Here is a 13,458-nt window from a genome sequence, read left to right on the forward strand (position 1 = left end):
TGAAGGCCGACTGCCCACCGGGCCGGCCGCCGTCGTTGTTTTATTCGGTTTTTACGTGCTGTTCAAAGGAAGTCAGGTGAGTGTCCGGATGGAGTGGCCCGGCTTCCTCTACGGCTTCTACGAGCGCAAACTGCTCCGTTCCCTCGAGCAGGAAAAGATTCCCAAGCACATTGGCGTCATGGTGGACGGCAACCGCCGTTGGGCGCGGCAATTCAACGCTCCAACCAGCGAAGGCCACCAAGCAGGCGCGGACAAGATCCACGAATTCCTCGGCTGGTGCCAGGAACTCGGGGTCAAAGTCGTCACGCTGTACATGCTCTCGACGGACAACATGAACCGCTCTGGTGAAGAGCTTGAACTGCTCATGGGAATCATCGCCAACACCCTCGACCGCCTGGATGACGACGCCAATATCTCGGTCCACGCCATGGGTGCGCCCGAACTGCTTCCGGACTATCTCGCCGATCGGCTCACCAAACTCACGGCCCGCACTCCGATCCGCGAGCGGCTCCACGTGAACGTGGCCGTCGGTTACGGCGGACGGCGCGAAATCGTCGACGCGGTGCGGGAACTGCTGCACGACGCCGTCGCGCACGGCCGCGACATCACCGAGCTGGCCGATGAACTTTCCGTGGACGACATCTCACGCTTCCTCTACACGCGCGGCCAGCCGGACCCCGATCTGGTGATCCGCACGTCGGGTGAACAACGCTTGTCGGGCTTCCTCATGTGGCAAAGCGCCTACAGCGAGTTCTACTTTTGCGAGGCGCTGTGGCCCGCGTTCCGCAAGGTTGATTTCCTCAGGGCCTTGCGGGACTATGCCGGCCGGCAGCGCCGCTTCGGTTCCTGACGCCGTGACCTTCCGGTGCGGCGCCGTTTACGGGAAGTTCACATTTTGTCTACGCGAATCGCCGTTTGGGCTAACTGGAAATGTAATCGCACGGGAATACGTTAATCCCATCAGTAGGCAAACCGCCTGCTGATCGGGGAGGCCAGTAGATGGAGCGGATCATCGCACCAGTTACGTGGGGGGGCCGCGCCCGGCCTTCCGGCCGAGCCGCCTCACGAATAAGCCGGGTTCGCCCGGGGCTGGAGTCGATGTGGCTATTTCTGAGCAACTGCCCGTAGTCGTTTCCGACGGGGAAAGTTCAGCTACCTCTCGCACCAAGCGGGCCAACAGTGGACGGACTGCACAGTCCGGGACCCCGACCGGCCGGAGCTATGTGATTGACACTTCCGTTTTGCTTTCCGATCCGCACGCCTTGTTGCGTTTCGCCGAGCACGAAGTCATTGTCCCGATCGTGGTCATCACCGAACTTGAAGGCAAACGCCACGATCCCGAGTTGGGCTACTTCGCCCGCAAGGCCCTCAGGCTCCTGGATGACTTGCGCATCGAGCACGGCGGCTTGAATCAACCCATCCCGATCGGATCCGACGGCGGCACGCTGCGCGTGGAGATGAACCATGTGTCCACCGAAGTGCTGCCGGCGGGATTCCGCGGCGCGGACAACGACAGCCGCATCCTGGCGGTCGCCAAGAACCTCGCCAACGAAGGCCGCAACGTCACGGTCGTCTCCAAAGACCTCCCCATGCGCGTCAAGGCCTCCGCGATGGGGCTGTTCGCGGACGAATACCGCAATGAACTCGTCAAGGACTCCGGCTGGACCGGGATGGCGGAGATCGAGGCCAGCGAGGACGAAATCACCACCCTGTACGGGCACGAGCCGGTTTTCATCCCGGCAGCTGCCGAGTTGCCCGTCAACACGGGACTGGTGCTGCTCTCAAACCGGGGCTCCGCCTTGGGCCGCGTGGGCGCGGACAAGCAAGTGCGGCTGGTCAAGGGCGACCGTGATGTCTTCGGACTGCACGGCCGCTCAGCGGAGCAGCGGCTTGCGATCGACCTGCTCATGGATCCCAGCGTCGGAATCGTCTCGATCGGCGGCCGGGCGGGCACTGGAAAGTCGGCCCTCGCCTTGTGTGCGGGACTCGAGGCAGTCCTGGAGCGCCGGGAGCACCGCAAAGTGATCGTCTTCCGCCCCCTGTACGCGGTGGGTGGACAGGAACTCGGGTACCTCCCCGGTTCCGAGGCGGAGAAGATGAACCCCTGGGCGCAGGCGGTCTTCGACACCCTCGGTGCACTCGTCAGCCAGGAAGTCGTGGAAGAAGTCATGGACCGGGGCATGCTCGAAGTCATGCCGCTCACCCACATCCGCGGACGTTCGCTCCATGACGCCTTCGTGATCGTGGACGAGGCACAGTCGCTCGAGAAGAACGTGCTCCTCACGGTCATGAGCCGTATCGGCCAGAACTCCAAGATCGTCCTGACCCACGACGTCGCCCAGCGGGACAACCTCCGCGTCGGTCGGCACGACGGAGTTGCCGCCGTCGTCGAGACCCTCAAGGGGCACCCGCTGTTCGGGCACATCACCCTGACCCGCTCCGAACGCTCGCCGATCGCGGCCCTCGTGACGGAACTGCTCGAAGGGGCGGAAATCTAGGCAGCATACGCGCGGAGGCCGTGGCCGGTTTCCTCGGCCACGGCCTCCGCTGATTCTTGTGCGTTTCCAGCCCAACGCGCGCTCACGTATGTGGGGTTTCCTGCGGACGCTCGCTCACGTATGTGGGGTTTCCTGCGGACGCTCGCTCGGGTACGTGGGGTTTTTCCCCGACGCCGGCTCACATGCCCAGGAACTTTGCTGCGGACGCTCGCTCACGTATGTGGGGTTTCCTGCGGACGCTCGCTCACGTATGTGGGGTTTTTCATCGACGCCGGCTCACATGCCCAGGAACTTTGCTGCGGCGTCGTGGCCTTCTACCTTTAGCTTCCAATCGGGCCTGATGAAGGAGCCGGCGGTGAGGCGAACGCGTTGGACCTCGACAACGCCGGCGCCCCATTGGGCGCGATAAGTGCCGTTGGGTTCATAGCCGAGGCTGGTGGATACGCCCAGGGATTGCTTGTTCCACACGGCAGCTTCCGATGTAGCTACCTCTGCGTTCAGGAAGTCGAAGGCGTAGCTGAGGGCGGCTGCGCGCATTTCCTTGCCGAGCCCTTGGCCTTGCGCGGCTCTCTTGAGCCAGGAGCCGGTGGAGACCGTCTTCAACGATGCGAAGCTCTTCGCCTCCAGATCCTGGCAGCCAATGAACTCTCCTTGGTGCCAGATGCCCAGAAGGAGCGTCCATGATTCCGGATTCATTCCCGCACGGCAGCGCCAATACCATTGGGCCATGTTGGCACCCAACTCATCGTTGGGCAGTTCCGTCCAAGGGTTGCTGAAGGGCGACTTGCCAGGGGCGTGAATGCCGCTGAGTGCGGCCTCAACCGCTGCGGGGAGGTCAGCGTCCCGAATAGGATGCAACTCCAGGCGGGGAGTGGTCAGGGTGAGACCGAAGAGGGGCCAGATCGCATTTAGCTCGTTCATCCGGGAAGCCTAGCCGACAGGCAACCTAGGTGAGCGGGCGTTCGGCGGGACGGGCGGATATGTGAGCGGGGGTTGGGCGGGAGGGGCGGATATGTGAGCGGGCGTTCCTTGGGGCCGGCGACTACGCGCGGGGGCCGATGTCCCAGCTGATGTGCTTCCGGACGTCGGTGAGGTTCATCGATTCGGCGAGGAACAGATCGTCCAGCATGTATTCGTCCACCCCCAGTATCCGCATCCAGTGCCCGTGGCCGGTGGTGTCGCCGTCGAGCGATTGGCTGGAAACGCACACGCCCGTTCCAGAGTCCACCCGCAAGAGCGTGCGTCCAGGGAAGCAGAGCGGCGTTGCCGCGTCGGACGCCACGTAGCTGTGTCCCGGCGTCGCGATGGTCTCCAAGGCCGGGCGCCCCTCGTGATCCACTTCCCGGATCGGCCCGAACGACACCCGGTTGGACTCGGGAAACTCCATCGGCACCGGCGCATTGCCCGCGAGCTCGACAGGATCGAGTGCTGCCGCGAGCCGACCGTTCCCGAATGACGGTTCACCATACGCAGCCTCGGGGCGCCGGCGGACCAAGCCTGCGGAATCGTAAACGGGGGTCACCAAGTGGGCCGGCAAGAGCCAGGACTTGCGCTTGGAACCAAGATAAAGTCCGTCGCGGGAGTCGTTGATGCCCGTGGTGCTATGCAGCAACGCGCCGTCGACGGTTTCGAGCCGAAGCGCTCCCGGCCGGCGCAGCCAGGCGCGCACCGTGGCTTCCGGGGTGCCTGGCCGGTCGAGGTATTCGAACCTCAGGCTAGTCCATTTCCACGGGGAGGAACGGCAGAGGTTCCGGAAGGTGGAGGACATGTCGGCGTCCTGATTGCCTTGGATTTCTGCACTGTAGCGCCCCATATCCACAGTCTAAGCGTGCGTGACCGGCGCAGCTTTGAGAAAACCGATAGCATCCGAGGGTGATCGGACGACTCGGCGAATTGTGGGGAACCAGTGTCCCGGCCTTCTGGCTCCTGCTGGCAGCATGTGTTTACTTTGCGATCATGGCTGCCCGTCTCACCGTCATCGACGTCCGCCACCACCTCTTGCCCAACCGGATCGTGTTCCCGTCCTATGCGATCGCCGGCGTGTTGCTGCTCGGCGCGGCGATAGCCGTCACCTTGGCTGGGGGAGAGGCGACGGACCGCGCCGGCGGAGCGGCAGGGAAGACGCCCGACGGCGGTGCCTCCTTCCTCGGCGTGCCCGCCTTGGGCATCGTGGCCGGGGGAGCCGTGCTGTGGGTTTTCTACTTCATCCTGCGTTTGGCGTATCCGCCCGGGATGGGCTTCGGCGACGTCAAATTGGCCGGTGTCCTCGGCCTCTACCTTGGCTACCTGGGTTGGGCGCATGTTTTCGCCGGGACGTTTGCGGCGTTCCTCTTCGGCGGGTTGTGGAGCCTGGGAGTCCTGGCGGCCCGGAGGGGAACCTTGAAATCGGCAATTCCATTCGGGCCATTCATGCTTGCCGGTGCGGCAGCGGCGATGTTTGCACTGCCCGCGTGAGGAGAGCCGTGGGCCACGGCGGCGGGAAACGACAGGGTGAGCAGCCTGGCCCGCTGTCATTCGGGCATCGCCGGTGGGATACTCGCCCTACTGGAGGATCCGACCCGGAAACGGAGGCAGAGTTCGTGTTGGTGATGACTGTTTCAGCGAAAGCGGGCTAGGCCGTGCCGGTCCCGGAATTCATCCGTGAAATCCGCGAGAAAATCGGCAATGATCCGTTGTGGCTGCCCGGAGTGCGGGGCGTGGTCCTGGACGAGGAGAACCGGGTCCTGCTGTGCCAACGGGCCGACAACGGCCGGTGGACCTTGATCACCGGAATGCTCGAACCGGGTGAGCATCCAGCCCCTGGTTTGATCCGCGAGATCTTCGAGGAGACTGCCGTAGTCGCCGAAACCGAGCGCATCCTGGCAGTGGGCGTGATCGGCCCGGTCACGTATCCCAACGGAGACGTCTGCGACTTCCTGGATATTGCTTTCAAATGCCGCTATCTCTCGGGGGAGGCCCGCGTCAACGACGACGAGTCAATCGCCGTCGGCTGGTTTGCCCTCGACGAGTTGCCTGAGATCAGCGCCGGCCACCGCGAAACCATCCGGCTTGCGCTGGAGCCGGGCACCGCCGTCGCGTATCAGCGCGATTGACGGGCCGCAAGGATCGCGCGGGCAGCGAAGACGAAAGCGGTTGCACCGCAGACAATAGCGCCGGCGATGGTCCACCATTCGCCCTTGGCGGCGGCAATGGAGACAGCCAGAAGCCCGAAAAGGACTGCCCCTAATCCCCATCGAACGGCGGGACTGATGGTTGCGGATTCTTCGGGCTCTGGACTCATGGGTTCCAGCCTAGGCCAGACTCCGCAAGTCCACTCGATCATGGAGTCCCACGTTCGCCCCAGTGGACATGCCCTGTTTTACATTCGGGCAGTGGACATATTCCTCATATGTGCACTCGTCCGAGCCTGCGGCGGGCATGTCCCGGGCTCAGCGCCGAGCATGTCCACTCGTCCGAGCCAAGGCCGTACAACACAGGGACGCCGCAAACCCCCATAAGATTGCGGCGCCCCTGTTGGCCCGGCCAGCTACCCCGCGAGTCCGGCGTATGTCCCGCGAGCCCTACTTGCGGCGCAGTGGACATGCCCGGCTTTGCATTCGGGCAGTGGACATATTCCTCATATGTCCACTCGTCCGAGCCTGCGGCGGGCATGTCCCGGGCTCAGCGCCGAGCATGTCCACTCGTCCGAGGCAACGCTGGGCATGTCCGCGGCTCTGTGCCGGATATGTCCACTCGTCCGAGCCAACGCTGGGCATCTCCCGGGCTCAGCGCCGGGCGAGCTCGCCGTCATTGTCGTCCACCGGCTCCACGTCGTCCACCGGCTCCACCGGCTCCACCGGCTCCACCAGCCCCACCGGGTCGGACTCAGGCTTGGCGACCGCGTCAACGGTCGCGTCGGAGGAAACTCCGAGGCGTTCGGCTTCAAGTCGTTCCGCCTCCTCGCCTCCGACAGCCTCGCCCCGGGCCACCATTCCCGCGGTGTCGGAGAGCGGGATCTGCTTGAGGGTGATGGCGAGCAGGAGGGCTGCCGCGATGAACGGGATCAGGTACCAGAACACCGGTGCCAGCGAGTCGGCGTAGGCATTGACGATGGCGTCCTTGACCTGGACTGGCAGCTGGGCCAAGGTCTGCGGATCAAGCTTGCTGGTTGACTGTGCAGCCTGCGCGGCGGAAGCCCCGGCGCCTGTGAATGCCTTGGTGAGGGACTCGGCCAGCCGCGTCGTGAAGATAGAGCCGAAGACGGCGACGCCCAACGAAGCACCGACCTCGCGGAAGTAGTTGTTCGTGCTCGTTGCCGTGCCGATTTGCCCGGCCGGAACCGCATTCTGGACCACCAGGACGATGACCTGCATGATCAAGCCCAGGCCCGCGCCGAAGATGAACAGCTGGATGCAGATGACCCAGATCGGAGTTGCCGCGGTGAGCGTGGTGAGCCACAACATGGCAACGATCGTGAGGCTGGCTCCGAGGATCGGGAACATCTTGTACTTGCCGGTCTTGGAGATGCGGATACCGGAATAGATGGACGTCCCCATGAGTCCGACCATCATCGGCAGCATGAGCAGGCCGGAAACCGCGGCTGAAGTACCGGAGGACATCTGCAGGAACGTCGGCACGAAGGCGATCGCGGCGAACATGCCCAGCCCCAGGGTAAAGCCGATGGCGGTTGCGTTGATGAAGATCCGGTTCTTGAACAGGCTCAGCGGAATGATGGGGTCTTCCGCCTTGCGCTCCACGAGGACGAAGAGGAAGGCGGCAAGCACCATGCCGGCGCCGAAGGCCCACGTAAGGGGGGAGTCCCAGCCCTGGTCCTTCTTGCCGCCGAAATCGGTGAAGAAGATCAAGCATGCCGTGGCAGCGGACAGCAGCAGGACCCCAAGGATGTCGATGCGCTTTTCGGCCTTCTTGTTTGGCAGGGTGAGCGTGAACCAGGCGATGGTGAAGGCTGCAATGCCGATGGGGATGTTGATGTAGAAGGCCCATTCCCAGGTCAGGTGATCGACGAAGAAGCCGCCCAGGAGCGGGCCGGCCACGGCGGAGAGCCCGAAGATGGCACCGAGCGGGCCCATGTACTTGCCGCGTTCCTTGGCGGGCACGATGTCCGCGATGATGGCCTGCGAGAGGATCATCAGTCCGCCGCCGCCCAGGCCCTGGATGGCGCGGAAGATCACGAAGCCCCAGAAATCGGTGGCGAAGGCACAACCGATGGAAGCTGCCGTGAACAAGCCGATGGCAATCAGGAAGAGGTTCCGACGGCCCAGGATGTCACCGAACTTGCCGTAGATCGGCATGACGATGGTGGTGGCGAGCAGGTAGGCCGTGGTGATCCAGGCCTGGTTCTCCACGCCGCCGAGCTTGCCGACGATCGTGGGCATGGCCGTGGACACGATGGTCTGGTCCAGGCTCGAGAGCAGCATGCCGGCGATCAACGCCGAGAAAATGATCCAGATCCTTCTCTGGGTCAAAAGCAGCGGTGCGGCCGCTTTGGTCTTGAGAGTGGTACTCACGGTTGATCCTTCTGGGGTTCGACGGGGTTGATGTCCAGCGGTTGGGCGAAGAGCGTGCGGGCTGCGTTGAGGTTCCGGTCCAGCAGTTCCCGGTATGGCTGCGTGTTCTCCTCGGAAAAGAACTGCTTGCTCGTCTTCTTGGTGACCGCACCGAAGGCTGCGGCGGCCATGACGACCTCCGTGTGATCCGCCGGGAGGCCTTCACGGGCGGCGATGAGTTCGGCGAACTGGCGCTCGCGGACTTCGCCTTCGCGGGTCAAACGGCCCAGGAGCTGGGGCTCGGCCGTGACTGCCGCGATGAGCTGACGGATCTCCGACGGACTCACGGTGGACCGCTCGAGGACCGCCAGGGTGAATTGGCGCAGCGCGGACAGCAACGAGTCCGAGATGGTGCCGGCGGCACGGGCGGGGTTGCGGTTGAAGGCCTCCAGGGCCTCTTCGGGAAGCTCGTCGGAGAACGAGCCGATCACCGCGTCTTCCTTGGTATGGAAATAGTTGAAGAAGGTCCGCCGCGAAATCCCGGCCTGTTCGCAGGCTTCCTCGACCGTGAAGCCGTTGAGTCCGCGCTGGGCCGTCAGGGAGCGGGCGATGGCTGAGATCGCCGCGCGGGTCTGAGCGCGCTTGCGCTCCCGGAGCCCACCGTCATTGGTTGCACTATTGTCCACAAAGTAAAGTTTTGCACCTTTAGTTAAATAGTGCAAGAAAAGTTCTGCGGGAGGAAACGACGACGGCGGCCGGCACCTTCCGAGGGGAAGGCGCCGGCCGCCGTCGGGCTGGCCAGTCGGACTGGGGAGGCTAGGCCTTGTGGGCCGGGCGGGTCATGGTGGTGACGTCGAGGGCCTTGTCGAGCTGCTCTTCGGTCAGCTCGCCACGCTCAAGGTAGCCAAGGGAGATCACGGCTTCGCGGATGGTCAAACCCTCGGCAACGGCCTTCTTGGCGATCTTTGCGGCTGCTTCGTAACCGATGAACTTGTTCAACGGGGTCACGATGGACGGGGAAGCCTCGGCCAGGAAGCGGGCGCGCTCCACGTTGGCCGTGATGCCGTCGATCATCTTGTCGGCCATGACGCGGCTGGTGTTGGCCAGGAGTCGGATGGATTCGAGCAGGTTGGCCGCCATCACGGGGATGCCGACGTTGAGCTCGAAGGCGCCGTTGGTACCCGACCAGGCGATGGCGGTGTCGTTGCCGATGACCTGGGCGCAGACCATGATCGAGGCTTCGCAGATGACCGGGTTGACCTTGCCCGGCATGATCGACGAGCCCGGCTGGAGGTCCGGAATGGAGATCTCGCCGAGTCCCGTGTTGGGGCCGGACCCCATCCAGCGGAGGTCGTTGTTGATCTTCATGAAGGAGATGGCGATGTTGCGCAGCTGGCTGGAGCCTTCGATGAGGCCGTCGCGGTTGGCCTGCGCTTCGAAGTGGTCGCGCGCCTCGGTCAGCGGCAGGCCGGTGTCGGCCGCGAGGAGCTCGATGACGCGCTCCGGGAAGCCTTCCGGGGTGTTGATGCCGGTGCCCACCGCGGTGCCGCCCAGGGGGACCTCGGCGACGCGGGGGAGCGCAGCGTTGATGCGCTCGATGCCGTAACGGACCTGCGCGGCGTAGCCGCCGAACTCCTGGCCCAAAGTCACGGGCGTGGCGTCCATGAGGTGGGTGCGGCCGGACTTGACGACATCCTTGAACTCCACTGCCTTGCGGTCCAGGGAAGCAGCCAGGTACTCGAGGGCCGGGATCAGGTCGTTGATCAGGGCCGACGTCGCGGCGACGTGGACCGACGTCGGGAAGACATCGTTGGAGGACTGGGAAGCGTTGACGTGGTCGTTCGGGTGGACAACTTTGTCGCTCCCGGCGGCCGCGAGGGCACGCGTCGCCAGCTCGGCGATGACCTCGTTCGTGTTCATGTTGGACGACGTGCCCGAACCGGTCTGGAAGACGTCGATGGGGAAATCGCCGTCGTACTTTCCGGCGGCGACCTCATCGGCTGCGTTGGCAATCGCCTCGGCGAGCTCGCCGTCGAGCACCCCAAGTTCGGCGTTCGCGAGGGCCGCGGCCTTCTTGACCCGCGCCAGGGCCTCGATGTGCGCGCGCTCAAGCGTCTTGCCGGAGATCGGGAAATTCTCCACGGCGCGCTGCGTCTGGGCGCGGTACAGGGCGTTCACGGGAACGCGAACTTCGCCCATCGTGTCATGTTCAATACGGAACTCGGCCGCGTTGGATTCTTGAGTGGAAGTCATGGGGCTAGCTTATGGCGAGCAGCCGCTTGACCGAAAACCGGAGGAGCAAAGCTACGGCCGCTTGGTGCCGCCCCTCCGGGGGCGGCCCGGCATCCGGCTTAGAGCTTGCCGATCCCGGAAACAAGCGCCGCGCGGCCTTCGTCCAGTTTGTAGGAAAGCCCGACGACGGCGGCCCGGCCGTCGTCGATCGCGTCGGAAATCACACGGGAACTGTCGGCCAATCGGCGGGCTGTCTGCTTGACGTGCTCCACCACCATCTCGTTGACGTCCGATTGCTCGTTGCGCATTGCCGTGAGGACGGAGGGAGTGATGCGTTCCACGAGGGAACGGATGAAACCTGCCGGCATTTCACCTGTCTCCACGGCACTCTTCGTCGCAGTCACGGCGCCGCAACTGTCGTGGCCAAGGATCACGATGAGCGGAACATGAAGTTGGGAGATGCTGTATTCCAGCGAACCGAGGACGGCGTCGTCGATCACTTGCCCGGCCGTGCGGACCACGAAGGCATCCCCCAGGCCGAGGTCGAAGATAATCTCCGCGGCCAAGCGGGAATCCGAGCAGCCGAAGATCACGGCAAATGGATGCTGGTCCTCGACGAGGGAGTGCCGGCGCGAAGCGTCCTGGTTGGGGTGCAGGGACTCGCCGGCGACGAAGCGTTCGTTTCCTTCGCGCAAACGGCGCCAGGCAAGTGCGGGAGTCAGATAGGTAGCCACGGCGCTACTTTACGGCTTTGGGGTGGCAGGCTGCGAAACTGTGTCGCCGGGCTTCGTGCCCGCGTCCGCGGAGGCGACAGGAGCAGCGTCCATCGCCTTGACCACGGCGGCGGCCAACGTGGAGAACTCGTCCAGTCCTGCGCTCCCGCTCAGGATGATCGTGGTGCCGCGGTAGTTCAGCACCATGCTGCGGTTGCCCTTGGCCGTGTCATGGAGCTCCCAGTCATGGCCACCGGCGCTCCGCGTGCCGGTGACCGGAGCGCTGCCGGTCTGCTGGAAAATCCAGGTTGGATTGGCCTTGCGGGTCTGGACAAGCCCGATGAACATCTGCTGGGGAGTCACGTAGCCGACCTCCCACGTGGGTACGCCGTCGCCGGTCCCGGATGACCAGCGAGCGTAGTTCGGACTAAATGTGTCGCCGGTATTCGGCGCCACAGGTGTGAAACCCGCCACATCTTTCGCATTGGCGGCCGTTGCGGCCACATCGACGTCGGGCTTGTAACCGCTGCTCTTTGGCGCCGGATTCATGAGCACGATCGGAAGGAACGCCAGCACGCACAGGAGCAACGCGATGAGCATGCCGATGACGGAAGCATTGGCCCGTTTGGCGGCTTTTGCCGCGATTACAGGCTTGACGGCCGGCCGGCCGGCGTCATTGTTGCCTGCTGCCTTGGTGCCTCCGTTGCTTGGCGGGACAGCGGCAATTGCTTTGTCTTGCGTTTCACTCACGCTTCAATAGTCTCCTATCCAAGCGGCTAATACACATCGGCCGGTCCGCGCAAGGGGCGTTCCGGGAGTTGGTCATCCCATGACCGTGCCGCTCCGCCGCGACTATGATCTCTTGTAGAGGAATCATTCAGGCCGCCAAGCCCAGCCATTCCTGGTCCCACGAATCGCGTCATCGAAGAAGAGGTTCACGTGTCTCCAGCGCCAATGTCCCAGAAGTATTCCACTATTTCGCCGGCGCTCGCCGTCGGGACCGATGAGCCGGACCGCAACCTGGCCCTCGAACTTGTCCGGGTCACCGAAGCTGCTGCCATCGCCGGCGGCCACTGGGTTGGTTTCGGCGACAAGAACAAGGCGGACGGCGCGGCCGTTGACGCCATGCGCTCCTTCCTCCACACCGTCCATTTCAACGGCGTCGTTGTCATTGGCGAGGGTGAAAAGGACGAAGCCCCGATGCTCTTCAATGGCGAGCATGTCGGTGACGGCACCGGACCCGAGTGCGACGTCGCCGTCGATCCCATCGACGGAACCCGGCTGACTGCCCTGGGCATCAACAACGCCCTCGCCGTGCTTGCAGTGGCCGAACGCGGCACCATGTTCGATCCCTCCGCCGTGTTCTACATGGAGAAGCTCGTCACGGGTCCTGAAGCCGCCGACATGGTGGACCTTCGCCTGCCGGTGAAGCAGAACCTGCACCTGATCGCCAAGGCCAAGGGCGTCAAGGTCAACCAGCTCAACGTCATGATCCTTGACCGCGACCGCCACCGCCCGCTGGTGGAGGAAATCCGCGAAGCCGGTGCGCGCACCAAGTTCATCATGGATGGCGACGTTGCCGGCGCCATCGCCGCCGCACGTTCCGGCACCGGCGTCGACGCCCTGATGGGCATCGGCGGCACGCCGGAAGGCATCGTTGCCGCATGTGCCATCAAGTCCCTCGGCGGTGTTATCCAGGGCCGCCTGTGGCCCACCAGCGACGACGAGAAGCAGAAGGCCATCGACGCCGGACACGACCTCGAGCGCGTCCTCTCCACGAACGACCTCGTCACGAGCGACAACTGCTACTTCGCAGCTACCGGCATCACCGACGGCGACCTGCTCAAGGGCGTGCGCTACTCCAAGGACAAGGTCCTGACCCAGTCCATCGTCATGCGCTCCAAGTCCGGCACGATCCGCTTCGTCGACGGCGAGCACCAGGCCAGCAAGTGGGAAGGTTACGCCCGCAAGTAACTCCCGGCTTAGTGCAAAAGGGCGGCACGATCGCTCGGCGGCTATCTCTGGCTTTGTCCTCACGGACCTTGTCGATTCTGACGCCGCTGTCACGATCCCACCGCCCTTTGCGTGTCCGCAGACTTCCGTCGGGCTAACTGGGAGAAAGGTCCGCGACGGCATGTTGTAGGGCACCAACTTACGTTCAAACCGGGTGAAGTGATGGTGCTCGACGGCGTCCGGCTCACCTCGCCTGCCCGGACGTGGCTGGACCTGGCCCAATTGTTGAGTATCGACGACACTGTCGCGACGGGCGACTCGATCGTCGTCGAGCACGGCGACAACCCTCCCAGGCCCCGCGAGCCCTTGGCGACCATTGACGACTTGAAGGCGATGGTGTCAGCCCGTCCCGGCATGCGTGGCGTACGTAAGGCCCGGCTGGCCCTTCACCTGGCCCCGGGTCGGCGCCCGATGCCGCTTACGTCAAAGAGCGGGTCGCCCTCCAATACGACGGGCGGCACCATGGGGAAGCTGAGCAGTACCAGAGGGACATCAATCGGATTTTGAGGTCATCTG

The 13,458-nt window shown here is 64.1% G+C and carries 14 protein-coding genes; 6 read left to right on the plus strand and 8 right to left on the minus strand.

Going from position 1 to position 13,458, the window contains the following annotated elements; translation table 11 throughout:
- The first annotated feature begins 88 nt into the window (after positions 1 to 88).
- Positions 89 to 850, plus strand: a complete 762-nt coding sequence (locus tag OIT41_RS05805) for an isoprenyl transferase (RefSeq protein WP_264637933.1) — start codon at positions 89 to 91, stop codon at positions 848 to 850.
- A gap of 373 nt (positions 851 to 1,223) precedes the next feature.
- On the plus strand, positions 1,224 to 2,498 hold the full coding sequence (locus OIT41_RS05810) for a PhoH family protein (protein WP_413542309.1): 1,275 nt from the start codon (positions 1,224 to 1,226) through the stop codon (positions 2,496 to 2,498).
- Between the two features lie 276 nt (positions 2,499 to 2,774).
- Here the strand turns inward: OIT41_RS05810 and OIT41_RS05815 are convergent, their stop codons facing one another.
- Together OIT41_RS05815 and OIT41_RS05820 are read right to left on the minus strand one after the other, a co-directional pair.
- On the minus strand, positions 2,775 to 3,419 hold the full coding sequence (locus tag OIT41_RS05815; RefSeq protein WP_264637555.1) for a GNAT family N-acetyltransferase: 645 nt from the start codon (positions 3,417 to 3,419) through the stop codon (positions 2,775 to 2,777).
- Positions 3,420 to 3,540: 121 nt separating this feature from the next.
- A complete protein-coding gene (locus OIT41_RS05820; protein ID WP_241709493.1) occupies positions 3,541 to 4,311 on the minus strand; it encodes a hypothetical protein in 771 nt (256 codons plus the stop codon).
- Between the two features lie 59 nt (positions 4,312 to 4,370).
- Between OIT41_RS05820 and OIT41_RS05825 the strand changes: the two genes are divergently transcribed.
- Positions 4,371 to 4,952 carry a prepilin peptidase gene (locus OIT41_RS05825; RefSeq protein ID WP_264637556.1) on the plus strand — a complete coding sequence of 194 codons (582 nt, stop codon included), beginning with the start codon at positions 4,371 to 4,373 and terminating at the stop codon, positions 4,950 to 4,952.
- A 164-nt stretch (positions 4,953 to 5,116) separates the two neighbouring features.
- Positions 5,117 to 5,590, plus strand: a complete 474-nt coding sequence (locus OIT41_RS05830) for an NUDIX hydrolase (protein WP_264637557.1) — start codon at positions 5,117 to 5,119, stop codon at positions 5,588 to 5,590.
- Here OIT41_RS05830 and OIT41_RS05835 read toward each other — a convergent pair.
- From OIT41_RS05835 to OIT41_RS05860, 6 genes are all read right to left on the minus strand, one after another.
- A complete protein-coding gene (locus tag OIT41_RS05835; RefSeq protein WP_241709496.1) occupies positions 5,578 to 5,778 on the minus strand; it encodes a hypothetical protein in 201 nt (66 codons plus the stop codon). The two genes, OIT41_RS05830 and OIT41_RS05835, sit on opposite strands and share 13 nt — an antisense overlap.
- Before the next feature lie 484 nt (positions 5,779 to 6,262).
- On the minus strand, positions 6,263 to 8,005 hold the full coding sequence (locus tag OIT41_RS05840) for an MDR family MFS transporter (protein WP_264637558.1): 1,743 nt from the start codon (positions 8,003 to 8,005) through the stop codon (positions 6,263 to 6,265).
- On the minus strand, positions 8,002 to 8,670 hold the full coding sequence (locus tag OIT41_RS05845) for a TetR/AcrR family transcriptional regulator (protein WP_264637559.1): 669 nt from the start codon (positions 8,668 to 8,670) through the stop codon (positions 8,002 to 8,004). Before OIT41_RS05845 ends, OIT41_RS05840 begins: the two co-directional genes overlap by 4 nt.
- Positions 8,671 to 8,800: 130 nt before the next feature.
- Positions 8,801 to 10,237, minus strand: coding sequence for a class II fumarate hydratase (locus tag OIT41_RS05850; protein ID WP_264637560.1), 1,437 nt, complete (start codon positions 10,235 to 10,237; stop codon positions 8,801 to 8,803).
- Positions 10,238 to 10,335: 98 nt separating this feature from the next.
- Entirely contained in the window at positions 10,336 to 10,950 is a 615-nt protein-coding gene (locus tag OIT41_RS05855) for a carbonic anhydrase (protein WP_264637561.1), read from the minus strand.
- A gap of 9 nt (positions 10,951 to 10,959) precedes the next feature.
- Entirely contained in the window at positions 10,960 to 11,679 is a 720-nt protein-coding gene (locus OIT41_RS05860) for a DUF4245 domain-containing protein (protein ID WP_413542310.1), read from the minus strand.
- Between the two features lie 204 nt (positions 11,680 to 11,883).
- Here OIT41_RS05860 and glpX point away from each other — a divergent pair, with 204 nt between their 5' ends.
- Both glpX and OIT41_RS05870 read left to right on the plus strand, forming a co-directional pair.
- On the plus strand, positions 11,884 to 12,903 hold the full coding sequence (gene glpX / locus OIT41_RS05865; RefSeq protein WP_171983398.1) for a class II fructose-bisphosphatase: 1,020 nt from the start codon (positions 11,884 to 11,886) through the stop codon (positions 12,901 to 12,903).
- Positions 12,904 to 13,104: 201 nt separating this feature from the next.
- Complete coding sequence (locus tag OIT41_RS05870) at positions 13,105 to 13,449, plus strand: hypothetical protein (RefSeq protein WP_264637562.1); 345 nt, start codon at positions 13,105 to 13,107, stop codon at positions 13,447 to 13,449.
- Positions 13,450 to 13,458: the final 9 nt, after the last annotated feature.

The sequence above is a fragment of the Arthrobacter sp. YA7-1 genome, from assembly GCF_025960325.1.
Classification (GTDB): Bacteria; Actinomycetota; Actinomycetes; order Actinomycetales; family Micrococcaceae; genus Arthrobacter; species Arthrobacter bambusae_A.

Coding starts and splice junctions, on each gene's coding strand:
- OIT41_RS05850 (WP_264637560.1), bottom strand. CDS start 10,237: ATGACTTCCACTCAAGAATCCAACGCGGCCGAGTTCCGTATTGAACAT.
- OIT41_RS05815 (WP_264637555.1), bottom strand. CDS start 3,419: ATGAACGAGCTAAATGCGATCTGGCCCCTCTTCGGTCTCACCCTGACC.
- glpX (WP_171983398.1), top strand. CDS start 11,884: ATGTCCCAGAAGTATTCCACTATTTCGCCGGCGCTCGCCGTCGGGACC.
- OIT41_RS05805 (WP_264637933.1), top strand. CDS start 89: ATGGAGTGGCCCGGCTTCCTCTACGGCTTCTACGAGCGCAAACTGCTC.
- OIT41_RS05870 (WP_264637562.1), top strand. CDS start 13,105: ATGGTGCTCGACGGCGTCCGGCTCACCTCGCCTGCCCGGACGTGGCTG.
- OIT41_RS05820 (WP_241709493.1), bottom strand. CDS start 4,311: ATGGGGCGCTACAGTGCAGAAATCCAAGGCAATCAGGACGCCGACATG.
- OIT41_RS05835 (WP_241709496.1), bottom strand. CDS start 5,778: ATGAGTCCAGAGCCCGAAGAATCCGCAACCATCAGTCCCGCCGTTCGA.